We start from the raw sequence: 21,426 nt of genomic DNA, 5'->3' as shown, positions 1-21,426 counted from the left end.
TCTATTTCGAGGCCCGTAGATGAATGGGGTTTCCCCTGCTGGCATCGATGATGGTGACCCTCTTGAAAAGTGTCGATGTTCGCGCGCGCCGCGCCCGTTGTCCTCCACTTCGGACAAACAGCTCCGCACCACCTGGTCACGCAGCGCCACGAACCGTTACCCGGAAAGGTTCATTGACAAGCTGGGAGACCCCTGAAAGGGTCTCGCGTACAAGGAAATTCATCCTATGTTTTTGGGTCTGACCATCTCGGGGAGATCAGGCGATGCGGAAGAAACCTCTTGCACTGACACTTGGCATGTCATTGCTCCTGTCCATGGGTGTCCCGTCCAACGCGTCCGCGACCAGCGTCGGCGAGGAGCCCTTCCAGCCGAGCGCCACCTACGACCTGTCGGTGACCGACGCCGAGCGCGACGCGATCCACGCGGAAGTCGAGGCGTTGGCTGGACGCGTCAACAGCGCGCGGGCGGGGGACGGCACCTACGACCCGCTCAGTCTGATCGGGGCGATGCTGGATGGCTCGAGCTACGACTCCATCTCCCGAGGCGGCACGGCCGCGACGGCGTACCCCTTCCCGGTCAGCAACACCGAAGCCAACCAGAACGAGTACGACCGCAAGGTCGCCAAGCTCGCCTGGGTGGTCAAGCTGGCCACCGACCTGGGTTTCCCGGTGGTCGTCCAACGCCAGCCCGACAAGTATGTCTACGCCGAGATCGGTGACCCGGACGCCCCGGAGATGGTCATGGCGTTGAGCCATCTCGACTCGCCGACGGCTTCCGTTTCGCCTGCACAGCTGGCGCGCTGGCGGGACGCCGATGGCAACCTCGGCACTCCTGGTGCGTACCACTCGCCTTATGTCCAGGACGGCTGGGTCTACGGGGCGGGCCTGCAGGACGACAGCGGCCCGACGCTGGCGACGCTGCTCGCGGCCAAGGCGCTGCTCGAGGCGGGGTTGCCCCTCGACCGACGCATCCGCATCGTCATGGGAATCTACGAAGACGGCGGCCCCGGCACGCCCTCGACGACGAACACCGCCACCTTCCAGTCCATCCCGTACAACTCGAACCCGAGCTTCTACGACAACTGGGCCTACAAGAACCTCAACCGCGAGGAGACCCCGATCGCGGGCTACACCTCCGACTCGCGGTTCCCGGTCATCGTCGGCAACTCCGGATCGGTGACCCCGTCGGTGTCGATGAGCTTGTCCGCGGACAGCACCAAGGCCTTCCGGCTGACGGATGCCACAGCCGGCGTCACCCTGCGCGAAGGCGACCCGACGCTCAAGGACATCGCCTACGGCAGCACCACGCAGATCGCCTCGCGGGCCACCTTCACCCTCGACCTGGCGGGGGCCGGCTCCGCCGAGCGCGACCGATTCGTCTCGGCGATCACCGCTGCCGCGACCACGAAGGGTTGGCTCCCGGCTGCTCCCCGCACCACGCCCAAGGTGCAGACCAGGATCACCGGCGACTCGCTCACGCTGGAGATCAACACCGATGTGGCGATGGAGATGCCGACCCCGCAGTACGGCAAGAATGCCATCGTGTGGGGAATGTTCCTCCTCTCCAAGGGACTCGGCGCATTGGGAACCACGGCCGCCGACATGCAATTGAAGAAGGCCGCCGACGGAATAGCCGACCTGTTCTTCCGCGACGGTGTCGAAGGCGAAGCCTATATCGGCAAGTACATGGGCATCCCGGCGAGCCTGCTGCGCAACCCGAGCAACGGCACGCCGAACCTGACCTTTGCCCTCATGGGAGGCATCAATTCGGAGACCCCGACGAGCTTTTACACGGACGCCTCCGGCAACCTGAGCATGCCGATGTTTGTGCGCAGCATGCACGTCACCGCGGCCGACTCCGGCCAGGCAACGGCGGCGGTCACGGCCGCCTTCCAGGCGAAGGGGTTCACCATCGGCAACCTCGGCTCGCCCGTCGGCGCCGGGTTGTACGTCACTCACGACAACCCGCTGACGGCTCTGCAGTTCGGGAGCTACCAAGCCTCGGTCGACCGCAACCCGGAGGAGTTCGCGGATCCGTATTCCCTCCGGGACGTGGTCTATCCGCAGGGCACGACCGGCGGCACCCTGGCCAGCAGCTTCCGCAACAAGATGACCGCCTTCGGCGCAGTCATCCCGGGTAACGAGCGCTGGTGGCACACCGCCAACGAGCGCATGAAGGTCGACTCGGCAGTGCAGATGACCAAGATCATGGCCGATGGCATGCTGGAAATGGCCCGGTACTCCGGGCCCGCCGGTGCCAAGTTCATGTCGGCAAGCATCCCTGGGCTGAACGCCGACCGGGCGGACCTCGACCTGCTCGACGTCACGATCGGAACCTTCAAGGACGCGTCGGCCGCTGTCGGCACGAGCAAGTTGGGCAACCAGGCCCTGCTCGGCGCCACCTCGTTCAACATCCCGATGTGGAACGGGCGCGGCAACTCGGCCCCGTCGGCGTCAGCTTTCGCACTGGGGCACGCCCCGGGAGGGGTCTACCTTTCCCTGACCGACACCGAGTACCTGAACAACACGTACGTGGCGCCGATGCGTCTGGAGTTCAAGGTGGAGCGCCCCGACCACATGTCGGACGCGGCTTGGGCGAAGTTCGTCGCCGGCGGGTACGGCGACTTCCAGTTCAACATTCTCGTCGGCGACGCGGTTGTGCGGCTGGCCGTTCCCGCGGGGCAGAGTGCGGACAAGTACTTCTCCTCGCGCATCTCGGCCAACAACCCCGACGCCATTTACCTGTCGGTCAACCTCGCGATCACCGATGCCCCGTACACCGGGGTGCAGGGCATCCTGGCGGATTCCAAGACGGACCTGTACACGGTCAATCCGACGTACCTGGCTTCGAACCCTGATCCGTTCCCCGGGCGCGGGGCCGTCGAACAACGGGGCTTCTTCACCTTCGGTGATGGGCAGAAGAACGCGGAGTTCTCTTCGCCCGACGCGGTCTACGTGACAGTCGCCAACGCGGTCGTCGATGCGAAGCCGTCGGCGGTGGTGAAGAAGCTGAAGGGCAACAAGAACGAGTTGACCGTGACGGTGAAGCAGACGCACGTCGACGGCAGCGAGTCTCCGGTGACGGCCACGTTCACCATCGACAACAACGCTGCTGGCACTTACACCGTCGGCGATTACAAGGTGTACGTCGAAACCAAGGGCAACACCCAGGTGCGGTCGATCTCCATCGTGTGACGCCTGTGAAACGGAAGTCCTGCACCGCGCACGAGAAAGCGTGCGCGGTGCAGGGCCCCGGCAAGGGCCGCGCTTCCTGCGCAGCCGGAGGCCGCGCTTGTGTCACCGTTCGCAGTGGACTTCTTCGCGTACTCGCTCAGATCGGTCAACGGCGCACCCGATAGCGCAGGTGAAGCACCCGGTTGCCCTGAATCACCACGTCAGGATCCTCCAACAGGTGCTGCGCGTCGACCGACCCGAAGTAGCGCTTGCCGGACCCGAACACGACGGGTACGACGTCCATGCGCACCTCGTCGATCAGGCCCGCGGCAAGCACCTGGCCACCGACGTCGCCAGCGGCGACCTCGACCAGGCGGTCACCCGCAAGCTCCTGCGCCTTGGCCACGGCCGCCTCGACGCCGTCGACGAAGTGAAACGGCGCCTCGGAGTCCCAGCCCTCGGGCTCCGGCCGGTGCGTCACAACGACCACGTGGTCGATCCCGCCCGGAGGCTTCCCGTCCCAGCCGTCCGTCATGTCGAAGACGTGACGGCCGACGATTGTCACCCCGATCTGGTCCCAGTACGGCCGGGTGTAGTCGTAGGACGTCTGCGACACCTTCACCTCGCCGCTCTCGTCCAACGGGACGTCACCGCTGGACAACCAGTCGAACAGCGGTCCGGGCTGGTCATTCTCGTCCGCGACGAAGCCGTCCACCGACACCGAGCTGTACATGACCACCTTGCCCACGGGGCTCTCTCCTCTGCTTTGCGATGCCCTTAAATTAGCGTGTGGTGAGCTGTCGCCCTTGTACGAAATCAATCCGCCGGCAGCGGCCAGCCGTCCATCGCGTGGCCGGGATGTTCGCGCAGGACCCGCCGCCGGACTTCGATGTACCGGGACGGTGTGAGGCCGATGATGGCGGTAGAGACGGAGCGACCGCCCCGTCGGTCAGCCGTTGGGGCGTGACTCGATCGCCTGCAGCGACCACTTGTTGCCGTCAGGATCCCCGAAGTAGACGAAGCTACCCCACGGCTGCACCTCGACCTCGCTGGCATCGACGCCGGCGTCGAGCAGCTGCCGGCGCGCTGTTTCGGCGTCGGCGACCACAACCTGGATTTCCTGCGTGCCGGGAGTCTTGTCGGTGATGCCCTGGCCGATCACGATGGAGCAGGCCGAGCCGGGTGGTGTCAGCTGCACGAAGCGCAGACCCTCGTGCACCGTGTGATCGTGGTCGGCGTTGAAGCCCACCTTCTGGTAGAACGCCTTGGCCCGGTCGACATCGGTCACCGGAACGGGGATGAGTTCGATTTTCCAGTCCATGGTGCCACCGTATGACGCGGGTACGACCTTCGGGCCCACCGCACCATCCGCGGCGGATGAGGCGTTATTCCTCGCCACGGCGAGCGAGAAATCAGGCCTGCCGCCAAACCCGGAACGTCTGCTGAAGCCGCCACGTGCCGTCGGGCTGCTGTGCCTCGTTGCGCCAGCGGAACTCGTTGGTCTCGATGTGGGAGAAGGTCCAGCGCAGGTCGCCGCCGTCGAGCACGATCTGTTCGCCGATGCGAGATGCCAGGAAGGTGTGCGTCCGGCGCCGGCCCGGTCCCACCCACGTCGAGCGCCAGACACCCGCACCGGCTGCTGGATCGGGAAATCGCACGCTGACGCCATGTTCGACGCCGGGCAGGATCCAGACATCGGTGGTCGCCCACCCACCCAACGCATACCCGAAGTGCCACTCGCCTCGTCGATCAACCGAGGACCCGTCGGGGTTGTACTCGGTGCAGTCCAGCGCCCAGGACCCGGCGAACTGTCCGAACAGGCTGAGGTCGGCCCCATCGGCAGGCCCGTCCGCGAGGAAGGCCGCAGCGACGGCAACGGATGGATTGGTCACCATGCCCAGAACCTTAGCCAGACCGTGGGCAGCAAGGTCCGTTCATACGCGCGCGCATCGGCGCGGCCCGTACCGACCGCAGGGCAAGCCGCCGGAGCGTGACGGTCGCAAACGAGCCGCAATGCACGATCAGCGGCAGATGTACGCACGGACTTCTGCGACCGCGTCGGCAAGTGCTTGCACTCCGTCTGCGATGGCGCGTTCGGTGAGGTTGGCGTAGCCGAAGATCAGCCCGCCGGGTCCGGCAGGGCTCAGTCGGTACCGGGAGACGCCTTGCACGACCAGTCCGTGCCGGGCGGCGGCGGCCACGACCGCGGCCTCGTCGAGGTCGTGCGGGAGCCAGGTTACGACGTGTTGGCCCGCCGCGACACCGACCGGTTCCAGGTCGGGCAGCCGTGTGCGCAGCGCGGCCAGGAGTGCGTCGCGGCGGCGGCGGTAGACCGGGCGCATGCGCCGCAGGTGCCGGTCGAATTCGCCGCGGGTGAGGAAATCGGCGAAGGTCAGTTGGTCGATGACGGGGGAGCCACGGTCGGCCAGTACCTTGGCCGCCGTGATCTCGTCGACCAGGTGTGACGGCGCCAGCAGCCAGCCGAGGCGCAGCCCTGGTGCCAGGGTCTTGCTCGCGGTGCCGCAGTACACGACGGTGTCGGGCGCCAGCCCCTGCATGGCACCGACGGGCGAGCGGTCGTAGCGGTACTCCGCGTCGTAGTCGTCCTCGATCACCACGGCGCGGCGACGCTGCGCCCAGCCGATCACCCGGGCGCGCGAGGTGGCCGACAGGACCCCACCGGTGGGCCACTGGTGCGAGGGCGTCAGCACGACGGCGTCCGCTTCGGTCTGTTCGAGCTCCTCGACGAGAATGCCGTCCGGCCCGACCGGGACGCCGATCACCTCCAGGCCGGCGGCGGCCGCGACGGGGCGGACGTCGTCGTCCGCGGATGGGTCCTCGACGGCCAGCCGGCGGGCGCCGCGCGCCGCCAGCACCTGGAGCAGCAGCGCGACGCCCTGACCGTAGCCACTGCAGATCACGACGTTCTCCGGGTGGGCCGACGTGCCGCGGACCCGGTTGAGGTAATCGGTCAGGGCTGCATGCAGTTCGGGCACGCCGCGCCCGTCGAGGTAGGCGAAGCGCTCGTTCGGCGTGGTGGTGAGGACCGTTCTCACCGAACGCAGCCAGGCGGAACGGGGGAACGACGACACGTCGGTACGGCCGTACCCGAAGTCGATCCGGGCCGCCGGCCGATCCCCGCCGCGGCGATCCACCGGCGTCGGAACCGGCTCGACCGCGACCCGGGTGTAGCCGCCCGCCCGACTGGTGAGGTAGCCCTCGGCGACGAGTTGCTGGTAGGCCTCGACCACGACGCCGCGTGACACTCCCAGATCCGCTGCGATGGTGCGAGTGGGTGGCAGGGACGTCCCAAGACGCAACCGGCCGGCCCGGATGCTGCCGCGGATCGAGGCGGCGATCTGCCGGTGCAGCGGTTCGGCCGCGGACCGGTCGACATCGATGAGCAGGTCCTCGGCCGTGCTCGAATTGGTCCTGCTACGGCCCATGTAATCGGACCTTACCGGGTGTACCGATTTCCGTCAGGCTCAGACGCATGACGACAGCAACCAACTCTCGCTTCGACGGCCACCTCCTCACCCCGGGCGACCCGGGTTACGACGAGGCCCGCACCGTCTGGAACGCCATGATCGACCGACGCCCGCGGATGATCGTGCGGGCCGCGAGCGTCACCGACGTGGTGACCGCGGTGCGCCTGGCCCGCGAACTCGACCTGGAGATCGGGGTGCGCTGCGGCGGGCACAACGTGGCCGGCCTCGCCGTCCCCGCGAACGGCCTGATGATCGACCTGACCCCGTTGAACGGCGTTCGGGTCGACCCGAACCGGCGGCGCGCCCGGGTCCAGGGCGGCGCGCTGCTCGGCGCACTCGACCGGGCGTCGCAGCCATACGGCCTCGCCACGACCGCGGGTAACGTCTCGCACACCGGGGTCGGCGGCCTGACCCTCGGCGGCGGCATGGGCTGGCTCGCCCGCCAACATGGATTGGCCTGCGACAACGTCGTCTCCTACACGATGGTCACCGCCGACGGGGAGGTTGTGACCGCGAGCCGAACCGAGAACCCCGACCTCTACTGGGGCCTGCGCGGCGGGGGCGGCAACTTCGGCATCGTCACCACCTTCGACTTCCAACTGCACCACACCGGAACGCAGACCCTGGTCGCCGAGTTCGACTTCCGTGCCGAGGACGCCGTGCCGGTGCTCGAAGGCTGGCGGGACCTCAACGCCGTCGCGCCGCGGCAGGCGACCTTCACCGCAGATGTCCACAGCACGGCCAGCGGCCCTATCGCCACCGTCGGGTTCGTATGGGTCGGCGACCCTGCACAGGGTCAGCGGTTGCTGCCGGTGTTGCGCGCGCTCGGGCGCCCGGTCGCCGAGCGGGTCACCACCCCGTCATACCTCGAACTTCAGCACCGCGACGACACCACCGGCGGCCACGCCTACCGCCGGTACTCCAGCGCGCACTACCTGCGGCAGTTCCCCACCGCCGCGATCGAGGCCTTCCTGCTGCGCGGCGCGTCGGACCTGCACGCCGGCACTGACCTGCCCGGCGTCGGCCTGCAGGCGCACGGCGGCGCCATCGCCGATGTCGCGGACGCCGACGCCGCGTTCAGCCACCGCGGCACCACGTTCGAGTACGGCGCCGGCTCCCGCTGGACCGAGCCATCCGAAGACGACAGTCGGATGGCAGCGGCTCGCAGTGCCGGAGCTGCGCTCGAGCCGTACGCGGACGGCGTCTATGTCAACTCGCTCGCCGCGGACGAGGGGCAACGCGGCCTACGCCGTGCGTACCCGGCCGCCAAGCTCGCCAGGCTCACCGCCCTCAAGACCATTTGGGACCCGCACAACGTCTTCCACCTCAACCACAACATCCGGCCCAGCCACGCCTGAGCCGACAGCCGGGATTGCCGACAGATCGAGAGGATGCTCATGACCCTCCGCCGCCCCCACCGGCCGTCCTTGGGACACGCCCACCATCCGGAGATGGTGTCCCACGATATGGAGATTGCTGCGTGAGGATCAGCTGTCCGAGTTCCTGGGTGCATCGGGTGAGCGCGACGTAGAGGCCGTTCCAGCCGCGCGGCTCAGCGGCGATGCCGTGGGGGTCGACGAGTAGCGTCGCGTCCCATTCCAGTCCCTTGGACTGGGTTGCGGTGAGCACTGGCACCTCACTCGGCACGGCCAGGAGTTCGGCGATGCGGTCGGCGGGGGCGATGACGCCGACCGTGCCGCCATGCCACCGTTGCTGTAGCTGTCGCACAGCTTGGGCGGCGGCGTCGGCAAGCTCGGCGGGTGCGATCGTGAGTTCCCAGGGTGCGATGCCGGAGGAGCGTACCGCCCGGGGCGGCGTGTTGTGGCTGCCAGCTCTCTTCAAGACCGGTGCGGTGAGATCCATAACCTCACGCGGGGTCCGGTAGCAGATGGTCAGTTCCGCGGCGGTCCAGCGGTCCCCGAAAACAGCCTGCACCGCTTGTGCCCAGCTGGTGTGCCGGTGCGCTGCCTCCGCCTGGTCGATGTCGCCGACGGCGGTGATGGATCGGCTGGGACAGCGCCGTAGGACCATGTGCCACTGCATCTCGGACAGCTCTTGCGCCTCGTCGATGACGACGTGGCCGTACACCCAGCCGCGCTGCCGGCGAGCGCGGTCGGCGACGAACTCGCCCTGTGGTTGCGGGGCGTCGACCTCGCCGAGTAGGTCGGCGAGGGCGTCGAGCAGGGGAATGTCGCTCGATGCCCATGGGGCGGGCTCAGCCGAGACGGCGGTGATCTCCTCCGGGGACAGTCGCGGGGCGAAGCGGGCCAGCAGGGTGGGGGCGGTCAGGAGGTCACCCAGCAGGGTTTCGGCGTCGAGGGTGGGCCACCATGCCTCGATGAACCGGGCGATGGTGGCGTTCTCGGCGATCCGATCACGGAGGTGTTCTATCTCCTCCTCGGAGAGCAACCCGTCGATGTCGCTGCCGGTGGACGTCCCGCCGGGGTGGTGGTCATGCCGCATGCTCCTGTCGACGCGGGCGAGGATGTCCTCGAAGCCCTCCTCCATCTCGTTCATCAGCGCCTCGCGCTGCTCGACGACGACTTCGGCGAGGAGGTGGTGCAACTGCTCGGCGAACGCCGCGCGGGCGCGGTGGTACGGGCGTCCCTGCACCGCCGAGGCGAGGGCCTGCGCCACCGTTGCGGCCGCGATGACGTAGAACTCGCCCTCCCAGCGCAGCTTCAGCTCGCGGGGCCGGGGGAGTAGCGACGTGACGTAGTTTTCGAGCGCGCGCTGCCAGAGGGCGCGGCCCTTGATCTCGGCGAGAAGCCGGCTCTCGTCGCGGCCCACGCTGGTCCCGGTCAGCAGAGTGTCGAAGGTTGCCGAGACGACGGCGGTCTCGCCGAGCGCGGGTAGCACCTGAGCGATGTACTCGAGGAACCGCGGCGAGGGGCCCAGGACCAGGACCGCTTGGTCGGCCATCTGTCGGTGGGCGAACAGCAGGTAGGCGACGCGGTGCAGAGCAACCACGGTCTTTCCGGTGCCGGGACCGCCCTGAACGATCAGTGGACCGGTCGCCTCCGCCCGGATGATCTCGTCCTGTTCGCTTTGCAGAGTGGAGATCGCCGTCGACATGCGGCCGGTGCGCCGCTGGTCGAGGGCGGCAAGTAGCGCGCCTTCACCGACGAGTTCCGCCGTCATCGACCCGGCCAGTGGCTCGTCGTCCACGTCGACGACGGCCGATCCCCTCGTGCGTATGTGACGGCGCCGTGCCTGACCCTGTGGGTCGACAGCCGTCGCTGTGTAGAAGGGCCGAGCTGCGGGAGCGCGCCAATCGACCAGTAGTGGCTCACTGTCCTCGCCGTCGTTGCGGAGACCGACACGACCTACGTGTCGCACGGTGCCATCAAGACCGTCGAGGCGGCCGAAGACCAGCCCTTCTCGTGCTCGCCGCAGCTCGTCGTACTGCTGGCGGAGCATGCGGTGCCGAGCCCGTTCCAACGCGTCCAGGGCCTCTGACGAAAGCTCGACCCGTAGGTGGTCGGCCAGCCTCTCGCGCCGGGCCGTGGCCACGTCGAGAAACGCCTGCTCCTCGGCGACCGCGGATCGGCGCGCGACGCCCTCTGCGGTAGAGGTCGTCGGTTCGCCGTCTGGTGTTACTTCGCTGACGCCAGCAGTGCCGTTGTTCAGAGCAGACCTCCGGCGCATTCGCAAATCCTTGTATTGGTGTCCCCTCGGCCCGGATGAGCCGCAGTGTATTCGGCGGCAAGCATAGAGTTGGTTTCCCTCGTCGGCCAGGAACTCCGCCGGCAGAGATGGGAATCTCAATGCCTTGCAGTTTCTGGTCGCTTGTGGCCTCAACCAATATTGATTTGCTTATTGACAGTCCGGCCCTTAGCTGATCTGCGGGTGCGTTTCGACCAGCCCCACGTCGCCCACGATGCGGATCCACGACGACCGCGGCGCCTGCCGATGAGTGGGCGGTGCGGCCGCGGAGTCGTCAGTGGACGCGGTGGTCCTGGATTGTGATACGCGGGCCGAATCGGGGTTTGCGGAATCCGCTGGCGCCGATGAGCCGCACGATCCGCTGCCGGTGCCCACGCCACGGCTCGAGCAGCTCGAGCATGCCGTCATCGTCGACGGGGCTGCCGGTGAGCGCCCAGCCGACCTCCTTTGCGAGGTTGTAGTCGCCGACGCTCACCGAATCCGGATCGCCGTGGGACCGCTGGGTGGTTTCGGCCGCTGTCCACACGCCGACGCCGGGGATGCTGCGCAGACCGGCGCCGACGCGCTCGTCGCCGGCGTCGAGACCTGCCAGACGATCCACGGAGGCGGCCACTCTGCTCGCGGCGATGACTGTGCGGGACTGTGACGGCTGTACACCGGCCCGGTGCCAGGCCCAGGCTGGAATGAGGCTCCACTCCTGCGCGCTCGGCGGGACTCGCAGACTGTGCGGCGCCGGTCCCGGCGCGGCAGAGCCGTAGCGGACGACCAGGTGGCGCCAGGAATGGTGCGCCTGCCGCCCGGTCGTCTTCTGCTCGAAAATGGCAGCGACGAGCGCGGAGAACACGAGTCCAGTTCGAGTGAGGTGCAGGCCGGAACACCGGCGGCGTACCTCGGCGAGCCGCGCGTGACCGGAGAGGTCGAGTCCGCTCCAGTCGTCGCGCGCGCCAAGCAGATCCGGCACGGACGTTCTCGCCCACTCGGCGCCGTCTCCCCACGCCCGGATCCGGAACGCACCCCGATCCGCACCCGCCCCCATCTGGACGTGCAGCGTCGCGGGGCCGTCGGGGGTGCGCACCGCGCGCCAGAACCCATCCGGCGTTGAGAGGAACGTGGGATCGCCGTCACCGGAGAAGAGCGGCCGCACCGTCGCCCGCAGGTCCACCTCGTGGCGAGGTCGGTACACGTCCTCACGGACGAACTCGGGGTCCGCGTCGAGGGGCATGATGTGAGCGTTTGTTCAGCGAGGGGGGCTCAGCCGAGGTCGCGTTCGAACGCGGTGAGCTGCTCGTCGTCCCGGCCTCCCGCGGGTTCGTGCTTGGGGTACGCGCCGGAGCCGGGACGGATCTTGTCGATGAGGTCGGTGTACTCCGGGTGGCGGGCAATGAACTCACCCACGACCGGGCAGATGATAGTGATTTTCTTCCCGCTCTCGCGGATCTCGTTCAGGACGCGAGAGACGAGTTCCGTGGCTACCCGATGGTTGCGATAGGCGGGATCGACCCAGGTCGCCAGCAGAACGACACGGCCGCCCACGAACCGGTACGGCAGCTCCGCGATCGCTTCGGCACCGAGGGTGGCGATCCAGCGCCCGTGCTCCGCGTCGTTGATGACATCGAGCTCCCAGCTGGACTCCACGTCGCTGAGACCTGACTTGTCCAAAGCGGCGATGATCGCCGCGTTGTTCGCTTCACGGGCGGCCGCCTCGGCCTCGAGATTGATCGTCATCGTCACACTTTCTGCCGGAGAGCTGACAGGTGGGTTCAGGACCGGTGTGGACCCTTTGGTCACTCCCGGGTGCGCAGGGTCGATGAGGTCGGCGTACTCGGGGTTGTGCTCGATGAAGGTGCGCACGATCGGGCACAGGATGGTGACGGTCTTGCCTTGCGCGCGTACGTCGTCCAGGACGCGTCGGATCAGTTCGGAGGCGATGCCCTGTTTGCGGAACTCGGGGTACACCAAGGCGCCCAGCAGCACGAGTCGGTTGTCTCCGGCGACGTTGTAGGTCAGTCCGGCGATCGTGCGGTCGCCGACGATGGCGTCGTAGATGCCGGTTTTCTCGTCGTTGACGAGGGCGAACTCGAGTGCGGGGGCATGGGGATCATCGAGCGCCTCGTCGATGAGGACGGCCTGGTCCTGACTGAGGGTGTCTTTTTCGTCGGGGTGTCCGGCCTCGTCGGGGTACTCGGAGGCGTAGCGGGTCGGCTCGGCTGGGCCGGTCATGGGGTGTCCCTTCGTTGTTGGTCATCAGATCGGTCCCGGGTCGCGGCGATAGTCGTGCTCGTCCGGCGGCATGTCGTCGACAGAGGATTACTCACCGTGCTGGCTGTTCTCGACCGTGTCGGTGTGCGCGTTGCGCGCGGCGATGGCGGTGAACAGGGTGGCGATGAGGGCGAGCGCACCGTAGCCGAGCGCGATCTGCGGCAGCGAGAAGGTGTGGGAAAGTCGGCCGGCGACGAGGGCCGGGATCGTCGCGCCGCTGTAGCAGAGTAGGTAGATCACGCTGAGGGTCGGTGCCCGGTCGGCCAGGGTGCTTCCGTGCAGCAGACCGCGAGTGGCGGCGCTGATGGCGATCCCTTGAGCGGCGCCGGCGACGATCGTTGCGGCGATGAACAACGCCAGTGTGCCGGTGGCGATCGCTGTGATGATGCCGATCATTCCGGCCAGGAAGGCGATCATGCCGAGACGTTGGGCTGCCGTTGTGGTGAACCGGCCGCCGAGGGGAGCGCCGAGAACGCTGGGACCCATGTAGGCGGCGAACACCAGTCCGACGATGAGCGGGCTGCTGGTGTGGAGCTGATCCTCGACCAGCGCAGGCACGAACGCCTGGTAGAAGGCCCCGGCCGCCCAGGTGGCCAGGAACACCGCCGCCGCAACGGGTAGCAGATGCCTGACCCGGGCCGGCACGTAGACCCGGGGTCGCAGCGATCGCCAGGCACCCGGCGTCCGAGTCACGGTCTCCGGGCTGACGGCGATGAGACCGACAGACAGCAGGAGAAGGCCGATGACCACCAGGAAGATGAGGTCGCGTGGCCACGGCCCGAACTGAACCAGGGCGCCGGAGGCGATGGCGCCGACGGCGAGGCCAAGCATGACCGTCTGGCTGGAGGCGACAGAGGCCAACCACGCGGGCCTGACGGGTGCGGCGTCGACGATGTACGCAGTGAGGCTGCTACTGGCCAGCCCGGCACCAAGGCCCATCAGGAGCCGGCCGGTGATCAGGATGCCGATGTCGTGCACGTTCAACAGCAGCGCACAGCCCAGGAGGAGCAGGACGAGGCTGGCGATCGAGGTGGGCCGTCGGCCCAGATGATTGGACAGTCGCCCCAGCACCAGCAGGGTGGTCAGAGTGGCGGCGGAGTACGCGACGACGGTCATCGAGATGCCGGCGTTGGTGAACCCGTCCTCGGCACGATAGATGTTGAACAGCGGGATCGTCGACCCCACAGCGGCAAAAGCGGCCACCAGGGAGACCACCGCAGATATGAAGGTCAGCCGGAGCGTTCTGCCCCGGCCGGCCACGTTGGTCGCTGGTGCCGTGTTGAGCATCGAGCTGCGCATTCCTTCGTCCTGAACTATCCCTTGGCTCCCGTGTGGTCCCTACCCGGGTGCAAAGATGTCTCGCGACCAGGAGCCTCGTTCGACCGGCGTCAGGCGCCCGGAGCGATCGCACAGGCTGAGACGCAGACCCACGTGCCCTCACGCTTCTGGTACACGTCCGTGTACAGAGCTTCCTGCTCCGCGCCGTTTGCGATCATGGTGTATGAGGCGCGGCCGTGGATCAGAGCAACGTCACCGAGGATGCGAATCTTGGCCTCGCGCAGCGCGAGATCCTTGAAAGGGCGCGGCTTGGCGATGTACTCGAGGTACTCGTCGCGGTTGCGGGTGACACCCGGTGTCTGCACGATGAAATCTTCAGCAAGAAACTCACTGAAGCGCTTGGCATCGCTGGCCTGGTCCGCATTGTTGTAGTCGAGGTTGAGCTGCTCGAGGATCGCCAGATCTTCGGCGGCCTGCTTGGTGTCGGTCATTTTCTTTCTCCTTCTGTCTGGTTCGACGTTCGCTGTAGGTCGCCACAACGGTCCGACTGTTTGGTGTCGGTTTGCGCGCAGTCCTACTTCGAGGTCTCGATCTCGCCCGTTGTGCGGTTCATCGACGACGAACGTGAAGCCGCGTCCCGGTCATGTCCGTGCGCCGGCGCTCAGTAGCCCGGGCTTACCACCCCGCGGCCGAGCACCTCGGAAGGTTAGCTTCCCCGGACCCGATAGTCCAACTGATCGCTCGCGGCCGGAACCGTGCGACCCTCGTGGATTATCACCCCGGGCGTCCCACGCAGAACTGATGGGCCGTTGGCACCTGATCGTCCCCAGCTGACCTCGCCCAACATCGGAAGGCAACATGGACCCAACAGTCCGTTACCGCCAAGATGTGCCGTCGTCGTTCACGCATCAGGGCAGCGATCGTCGTCGTTGTGCATGATCGGGGTCGGATCTGCAGGGATCACCGGATCACCGGGTCGACCTGACGCGCGATGCGCTTCAGACACCGGGAGAGGCGTGTTGCTCAGTCCTTGTTTGCGGCGCTCGACGTAGGTCAGCGCATCCGGTTGACCGCGACGAGGTAGAGGGCCCTGTTGGCCATCCTGTCCCCGCCTCGGTTGAATCGGCGCCGGTCGGTGCGGCTCGACGGAATCGAGCCGCCGGTCGCCGTGGCACGCGACTTGCGCTGACCGGTCGAAGGGGTTCGGGGACGACCGGCTCAACCGGCCATGCTCGCGAGCGCGGCACCGGCGCTGCCGAGCAGCCCGACCAGCACGATCCGTCGGAACACCACGGGGTCGATGCGGTGGAACAGTCGGTTTCCCAGCCACCACCCCAGCGGCACTGCGGGGAGCGCCACGAGGGAGAGCCGCACCACATCGGCGTGTACCTGACCGGCCAGCAGGAACCCCGTCAGCCCTATCACACTGGTGCCCAAGAAGGTCGCCGCCAGGGTGGCCCGGAAGGTGCGTTGGTCGTAGCCGAGCGACTGGAACGCGGCGACCAGCGGCGGCCCGTTCGTCCCGGTGGCGGCGGTCAGCACCCCGACGAGGACGCCGATGGCCCCGAGACCGATCCGTCCGGTGCGGATCCGTGCCCTCGACCAGACCAGTGCGGCGCAGCCGAGCACCACGACCGCGATCAGCGCGCTCAACAGCCGCTCCGGCGCGAGCGTGAGAATCAGCAGGCCGGCCGGAAGGCCGAGCAGGGCGGTGGCGTTGAGTGCCGCCGCGACCCGCCACCGGGCGTGGGCGCGTTCCCGGATGGCCGCGGTGACGGTCGAACCGATGCCGGTCAACGCCGACACCACGACGGCGGTGCGCGGGTCGACGGCGGCGGCCAGCAGTGGCACGGTCACCAGCGCGTACCCGAAGCCGCTGACCGCCTGGGCGAAGGCGCCGAGCAGCACGATGCCGAACGCGCTGAGCAGGATCACCACCCGCTGAGACTGACGCACCGGACGGCGGGCGCACAACCGGGCTGCCGGAGATCCCCGACACACGACCAGCGGCCGGCAATGCTCATGAATCTGCCGTTCAGGCCGGACGGCGGCATCGCCGGGTCCCTACTACGCGCGGGAGCAGGTCGGCCGGCTGTGTTGGTGCCTGGGGTCAAGGAGTCACGGGTTGACGTCCGTCGGAGCATCGAGATTGCAGTGGGACGTGCGTTCCCCATCGTCCCCTACAAGGAGAGCGTCGATCTCCAGCCGACCGACGCGTACCGAATGGAGCTGCAGGTGTCGTACGGCCGCGCGGCGGACCACCAGGCGCCCGATTGCCACCGCACCGACGGCGACGGAACCCAGGGCCAGTGCGCCGACGGCCAGGGCGCCGAGACTGACGACGCCGACCGCCGACGCACCCCCGGCAGCCGCGCCGGTGGCGGCGCCGGTGCGCTGGTGCCAACGCGGGACCGGCGAACAGCGCCCACATGTCGTCATGACCTCATCATGGGCCACGGCGATCAGATCTTCTGCTGCTTCTCCGCCGCTGGCCGCGGGTAGCGCGCACGGTAACGCTGGTTGGATCCGGAGACCGGGTTGGGGGCATACGGCACGAGCGATGCCCGACACAGGGCTCGCTGTCGAGCGCGGGTCGCCGCGGGCGCCTACCGCCACGACCAGAAGGAACCTGTTGTACCGCCACTGGCCGAACGAGCAGGTATGGCAGCGCCCGGGCGAGGACGACCAGAGCCGACTAATCGAGGTCGCACCTGAATCGGCGGGGACGCTACGAGGCCGACCAGGGGACGGCCACCCGGATGCAGCCGTCCCCAGGGGTATTGCGGATGCGGAGGGATTGCCGTGAGGTTCAGCGGTTCGGCGCCCCGCCGCCAGAGGCTGACTGGACCCGCTCGAACCGCACCCGGCTCAGCCATCCCGGGAGGTCACTGAGCACGTACAGCTCGCCGTGCACGTCGGTGTCGATCGCGGTTGGCTGGGTGGGGAAGTTGCCGATCGTGGCGGATTCGTAGCCGCCCGTGGGTTTGGGACGCACGGCGAACGCGAGGGTCGAGCAGTAGTCGCTCGCGACGTAGGTCCCCCACGCCTCCGGGGTGGCGGACCCTCGGTACACGACGCCGCCGGTCACCGAGCAGTTCTCCGTAAGGAAATGTTCGTACTCGAAGACCGGGTCGGTGTACCGCACGCCCGACCGGCACTGCTCCGGGTCGAAAACTGGAGTGCCCTCTCGGCAGGACCAGCCCAGGTTCGCCCCACGCTGCCACGGGCGGATGTGGTTGATCTCCTCTACCAGGCCCTGGCCGACATCACCGATCCACAGCGAGCCGTCGACTGGGTCGACGGAGAACCGCCACGGGTTGCGCAGCCCGTAGACCCAGATCTCCGGCCGTGCGCCCGGCACGCGGACGAACGGGTTGTCGAACGGCACGCAGTAGGGCTTCCCCCCGCAGGTGCGGTTGACGTCGATCCGCAAGATCTTGCCGAGCAGGGTGCCGAGGTTCTGACCGGCCTTGAACGGGTCTTTCGTGTGGCCGCCGTCGCCGAGGGACCAGTAGAGGTAGCCGTCGCGGCCGAACGCTACCTGTCCACCGTTGTGGTTGCCGTACTCGGCGTGCTCCTGGGTGAGCAACACCTGTATCCGCTCAGGAGCGCCGATGGGTACTCGCGCCAGGGTCAGCGCGCCGGCTGGGAGGCTCGTGTAGGCCACGTAGAGGATCCCGGTCCGCGCGAAGTTCGGGGCAGGCGTGATGCCGAGGAGGCCGCGCTCGTTGTCCGACGTGTCGATTCGGGCGGTCAGGTCGAGAACCGGCTCGGCCGCCAAGCCGGTGTCGGGGTGGTAGGCGCGGACGGTGCCGTTCTTCTCCGCGATCAGCATCCGGCCGTCCGGCAGCCCGGTGAGCGCGATTGGACGCTGCAGACCGAAAGCCACCTGTTCCGATACCACCGTCAGCTCAGCGAGTGGCACAGGACGGGTGTGGGATGTGCCGGCCGCGGCGGTGCCGGGCACCGGCGCCGGTGGCAACAGAGACACAGACAGGGCCAGAACGAGCAGCCCGGCCAGCATGGTGGCCGGCCGACAACGCCGTCGCGACATGTTCAGCTCCTCGGGCAGGTGGTGTGGAGAACGCAATCTGGGAGCGTTCCCACGTTACATCGATTCTCGCCGATATCCAACCCGTCGATCAGTCGGCAAGGTGTGTGGTTCGCTCGGCGGAGCCACCTCCTGGCCGTACCGAGAGGATGGCCGGACCGAATCCACGCTGATGCTCATCGATGTTGCCAGAGTAGATGCAGGCGTGTTGGAATGGCTCACATCGCCGCAGCGCGGGGGCAACCGTGCTGGGAACGGCCAGCACGGGAGCATCGCAGTGCCGGCAGCGCGCCGCTTTGGCAGACGCTCGCATGCCGCATCGCCGGGCCATCTCTACGACGACGGGCAGGCATCCTCGCCCGCCGTACGTATCGCCCCGGGCACGTGTCTCCGACGGGCTCGACGTCTGACACGCCAGGGGCGTCCGATTCGGTCTGCCAGCGCACCAGAACCGGCGACGAGGTGAGAAGCAATCATGATTTCCCGAGAGAGTTTCGCGGGTTGGTACCGAAACCGCTTCGTGTGGGTGGCGGTGATCCTGCTGGCGGTGTCGGTCGGCACGGTCGTAATTGTCGACCGGGCCGGCCCGGAGGCGGAGCCGGCGGATCTGCAAGGGCAGATCATGACCCGGATGCGCACCACGCTCGAACAGGCGGACCCGGGGGAGCACAACCACGCCGGACACAGTGCCCAGCAGGTGGCCACCGAGGAGGAGAAGCCGGCAGTGATCTGCGGGGTCCGCGTCTACGGCTACGAGCCGGCCGAGGTCACCGCGCTCGCCGACGTGCAGACGGTCTACGGCTTCCACCTCTGCGGGGTCGCCGAGCAGAAGCGCCCCTGGGACGTGGCGGTCAAGCTGGCCGGCCCTGTGATCATGGACATGTCCACTGAGCCTCCCGGCATCCAGGTGGTCGAGGCGACCGCCGACGTCATGTTCGTCGACCGGCTGCGGCAGATGTTCCCGCAGAAGTACGCGGAGCTGGCGGTCAAGGAGGCGCTGACCGACTCGGAAATGGCCGAACAGCGCCGCCGGTACGACGCCGCAGCCGGGCTCTGACCATGCCGGGCGGCCGGGCGGGCCCGTCGTACCCGCACCCACCCGGCTGCCGGATCGAACCTGCGAAACCAGCGGCTGGACGTCTCCATCACCGGGCCCTCCGGTAGCTGCGAACCATCCGCGCACTTCAGTCGTGGTCCAGCCCAGGTGGGTCGGCGTCAGCGGCCAGCGGCCAAGCTGTTGATCCCTAGCTGCCGGCAGTTCCAGTGGTCGGACGTGGACGGTTCTGGGAGCTGCGCTCGACGGCGATTCCGGTCGACTCGATCCACATCCGACAATAAGTAGATCAGCATTGATATTTGAGTTTATGGATGTAACAGTGGGGGTTGGGAGCGTTCCCATACTGATCTCTCGTACCGAAGAACGGAGGATGAACAGTGCGTTCACACAAGTCCGATCAATCCGACGGACGATCCCGGTCAACCGTCCGTCAGTCCCTCCGAGTGCTCGTCCTGCTGTTCGCCATGGTGGCCAGTACGTTGCCCTGGACCGGCGCAGCCCAGGCCCACGGCACCGTCATCAACCCGGCCAGTCGCGCCTACCAGTGCTGGAAGACCTGGGGCAACCAACACACGAACCCGGCCATGCAGCAACAGGACCCCATGTGCTGGCGGGCGTTCCAGGCCAACCCCGACACCATGTGGAACTGGATGAGCCAGTTGCGGGACGGCCTCGCCGGCCAGTACCAAGCCCGCACCCCGGACGGACAGCTGTGCAGCAACGCCCTCTCCAGGAACGACACCGTGAACCAGCCCGGAGCGTGGAAGGCGACCACCGTCAGCCGCAGCTTCACGGTCCAGATGTACGACCAGGCCAGCCACGGTGCTGACTACTTCCGGGTCTACGTCACCAAGCAGGGATTCAACCCGGCCACCCAGCGGGTCGGGTGGGGCAACCTCGACTTGATCACGACGACCGGGCGCTACGCGCCAGCACAGAACATCTCGTTCAACGTCTCGATCTCCGGACGCACCGGAAGCCACGTCCTGTTCGTGGTCTGGAAGGCGTCACACATGGACCAGACCTACATGTGGTGCAGCGACATCAACATCACCTGATCGGCAAAGACCGACAGCGCGGCACCACTTCGGCCCAGGGCGTTGGCGTCCTGGGCCGGAGTGTTCTTCCGGTAGGCCCTACCTGTGGGTGCCGAATAACAGCGGCGCACTGGGCGGACGTATGCCGTTGCTTGTCATTCTTCGCTGAGCAGGGCGGCGGTCGGGAGCCGTCGGATGAGGATCGCCGGGACCAGAGCGGCGAGCACGGCCAGCAGCAGCGCGCCGGCGGTCACGGCCAGCGCCAGGACCGCCGACCGGCCGTCGAGGTGACCGACCAGCAGGGCCACCGATCCGAGGCCCGCCACGTTGCCGAGGACGCAGCCGAGTACACCGACGCCGAGGGCTTCGTAGACGAGCAGCCGGTTGAGTGCGGAGTCCGGCCATCCGACGGCGCGGAGGGTGGCGAACTCGGCCGCCCGTTCCCGCACGTTGAGGTAGAGCACGTCGGCCACGCTGAGCACCCCGAACAGCAGCACCCCACCGACCGCGACCAGGTCCACTCCGCGCACCTGTACGGAGACGGCCTGGCCGAGCAGGGACCCGACCATGCCGTCGCGGAACGCCCAGAGCGCGGCGGCGATCAACGTGACAGCGCCGACGCCGGCGGCGAGGCTGACCGCTCCGGCGAGGGTACGTGCGGGTGCGCGTACCAGGTTGGCCGCCGCGAGGCCGGCGACGGTCCGCCGTGGGGCGGAGCGTCGGGCCGGCGCGGGGGCGGCCTGGAGTGCCTCGGCGGATCGAGTGCGGGCGGCCCGGATCGCCGGAAGCGCGCCGGCCACCGCGGTGAGGAGCACCGCGATCGGTATGCACAGGAGGACGACGGTGGCGGAGATCCGGACGCCGGCCAGGTGGCCAAGTGGTCCGGACAGAACCGCGCCGAGCAGGCCGGCGGCGAGGCCGAGCATCGTGGTTTCGCTGAGCACCAGCAGGCTCAGTCTCCAGCCGGGCCAGCCGACGCAGGCCAGGATGGCCAGCTCGCGTCGACGGGCGCGCACGGCGGTCGCCACCGAGTTGCCGACCAAGAGGGCGCAGACCACCAGGAGCAGGCCGAGCAGCATGATGTTCTTGCGGTCGACGGCGGTGACGATCTCGGCGGCCACGCCCTTACGGGTACGGGCCTCGCCGAGGTTCAGGTCCGGGCGGCCGAGGTGGTTGGCGGGCAGCAGCACGGGACTGCGTACGGTGGAGCCGCCGAGCACGATCTCGACGCTCAGTCCGGTCTGCTGGACGATCTCGTCGGCCACGAGCCGGACCCGTTCCCGGGCCACCTCGTCGAACCGGTCGATGTCCGCGACCCGGACCCGGACGGAACTCAGCGGTGTGTCGGCCGCCGGTGATCCGACGCTCGCGTACAGGTCGCGGGTGGCGGTCAGCGTGGTCAACAGGTGGGGTGGGC

17 protein-coding genes are annotated in these 21,426 nt (G+C 67.9%); 5 read left to right on the top strand and 12 right to left on the bottom strand.

Features of this window, described 5'->3' with window-relative positions; all coding sequences use genetic code 11:
- The first annotated feature begins 263 nt into the window (after window positions 1-263).
- Window positions 264-3,194: a M20/M25/M40 family metallo-hydrolase gene (locus tag EAD89_RS26410; protein ID WP_121677598.1), complete on the top strand. Its 2,931-nt coding sequence runs from the start codon at window positions 264-266 to the stop codon at window positions 3,192-3,194.
- 145 nt (window positions 3,195-3,339) lie between these two features.
- Here the strand turns inward: EAD89_RS26410 and EAD89_RS26405 are convergent, their stop codons facing one another.
- From EAD89_RS26405 to EAD89_RS26385, 4 genes are all read right to left on the bottom strand, one after another.
- Entirely contained in the window at window positions 3,340-3,921 is a 582-nt protein-coding gene (locus tag EAD89_RS26405) for a dihydrofolate reductase family protein (RefSeq protein ID WP_121677597.1), read from the bottom strand.
- A gap of 201 nt (window positions 3,922-4,122) precedes the next feature.
- Window positions 4,123-4,494: a VOC family protein gene (locus EAD89_RS26395; protein ID WP_121655204.1), complete on the bottom strand. Its 372-nt coding sequence runs from the start codon at window positions 4,492-4,494 to the stop codon at window positions 4,123-4,125.
- Between the two features lie 91 nt (window positions 4,495-4,585).
- Entirely contained in the window at window positions 4,586-5,068 is a 483-nt protein-coding gene (locus tag EAD89_RS26390; protein ID WP_121677596.1) for a hypothetical protein, read from the bottom strand.
- Window positions 5,069-5,194: 126 nt separating this feature from the next.
- Window positions 5,195-6,619 (bottom strand): PLP-dependent aminotransferase family protein, encoded by a 1,425-nt coding sequence (locus EAD89_RS26385; RefSeq protein WP_121677595.1) that lies wholly within the window; start codon window positions 6,617-6,619, stop codon window positions 5,195-5,197.
- Between the two features lie 47 nt (window positions 6,620-6,666).
- Here EAD89_RS26385 and EAD89_RS26380 point away from each other — a divergent pair, with 47 nt between their 5' ends.
- Complete coding sequence (locus EAD89_RS26380; protein ID WP_121677594.1) at window positions 6,667-8,019, top strand: FAD-binding oxidoreductase; 1,353 nt, start codon at window positions 6,667-6,669, stop codon at window positions 8,017-8,019.
- 37 nt (window positions 8,020-8,056) lie between these two features.
- Here EAD89_RS26380 and EAD89_RS26375 read toward each other — a convergent pair whose 3' ends face one another.
- The 6 genes from EAD89_RS26375 to EAD89_RS26350 form a co-directional block, all read right to left on the bottom strand.
- Window positions 8,057-10,309 (bottom strand): UvrD-helicase domain-containing protein, encoded by a 2,253-nt coding sequence (locus EAD89_RS26375; protein WP_121677593.1) that lies wholly within the window; start codon window positions 10,307-10,309, stop codon window positions 8,057-8,059.
- 292 nt (window positions 10,310-10,601) lie between these two features.
- On the bottom strand, window positions 10,602-11,489 hold the full coding sequence (locus EAD89_RS26370) for a DNA-3-methyladenine glycosylase (protein WP_199733633.1): 888 nt from the start codon (window positions 11,487-11,489) through the stop codon (window positions 10,602-10,604).
- 89 nt (window positions 11,490-11,578) lie between these two features.
- A complete protein-coding gene (locus EAD89_RS26365) occupies window positions 11,579-12,547 on the bottom strand; it encodes a GNAT family N-acetyltransferase (RefSeq protein WP_121677591.1) in 969 nt (322 codons plus the stop codon).
- An 87-nt stretch (window positions 12,548-12,634) separates the two neighbouring features.
- Complete coding sequence (locus EAD89_RS26360) at window positions 12,635-13,885, bottom strand: MFS transporter (protein WP_233579144.1); 1,251 nt, start codon at window positions 13,883-13,885, stop codon at window positions 12,635-12,637.
- Window positions 13,886-13,974: 89 nt separating this feature from the next.
- A complete protein-coding gene (locus tag EAD89_RS26355) occupies window positions 13,975-14,355 on the bottom strand; it encodes a nuclear transport factor 2 family protein (protein WP_121655146.1) in 381 nt (126 codons plus the stop codon).
- Window positions 14,356-15,082: 727 nt separating this feature from the next.
- On the bottom strand, window positions 15,083-15,802 hold the full coding sequence (locus EAD89_RS26350; protein WP_158610776.1) for a sulfite exporter TauE/SafE family protein: 720 nt from the start codon (window positions 15,800-15,802) through the stop codon (window positions 15,083-15,085).
- A 216-nt stretch (window positions 15,803-16,018) separates the two neighbouring features.
- Here EAD89_RS26350 and EAD89_RS30565 point away from each other — a divergent pair, with 216 nt between their 5' ends.
- Window positions 16,019-16,366, top strand: a complete 348-nt coding sequence (locus EAD89_RS30565) for a hypothetical protein (protein WP_158610775.1) — start codon at window positions 16,019-16,021, stop codon at window positions 16,364-16,366.
- A 307-nt stretch (window positions 16,367-16,673) separates the two neighbouring features.
- Here the strand turns inward: EAD89_RS30565 and EAD89_RS26340 are convergent, their stop codons facing one another.
- On the bottom strand, window positions 16,674-17,918 hold the full coding sequence (locus tag EAD89_RS26340; protein WP_121677589.1) for a sorbosone dehydrogenase family protein: 1,245 nt from the start codon (window positions 17,916-17,918) through the stop codon (window positions 16,674-16,676).
- Between the two features lie 472 nt (window positions 17,919-18,390).
- Here EAD89_RS26340 and EAD89_RS26335 point away from each other — a divergent pair, with 472 nt between their 5' ends.
- Together EAD89_RS26335 and EAD89_RS26330 are read left to right on the top strand one after the other, a co-directional pair.
- Window positions 18,391-18,972 (top strand): hypothetical protein, encoded by a 582-nt coding sequence (locus EAD89_RS26335; protein ID WP_121677588.1) that lies wholly within the window; start codon window positions 18,391-18,393, stop codon window positions 18,970-18,972.
- A 443-nt stretch (window positions 18,973-19,415) separates the two neighbouring features.
- Entirely contained in the window at window positions 19,416-20,030 is a 615-nt protein-coding gene (locus EAD89_RS26330; RefSeq protein WP_233579142.1) for a lytic polysaccharide monooxygenase, read from the top strand.
- 134 nt (window positions 20,031-20,164) lie between these two features.
- On the opposite strand, the gene EAD89_RS26325 is transcribed toward EAD89_RS26330, so the two are convergent.
- Window positions 20,165-21,426: FtsX-like permease family protein (locus tag EAD89_RS26325; protein WP_147458872.1), on the bottom strand; the 1,262-nt coding region annotated here is incomplete at its 5' end.

Origin of the sequence: Micromonospora sp. BL4, from assembly GCF_003667505.1 — a bacterium.
Lineage (GTDB): Bacteria > Actinomycetota > Actinomycetes > Mycobacteriales > Micromonosporaceae > Micromonospora.
Note: the sequence above shows the minus strand (reverse complement) of the source record. Positions and strands in the feature narration are given on the sequence as shown.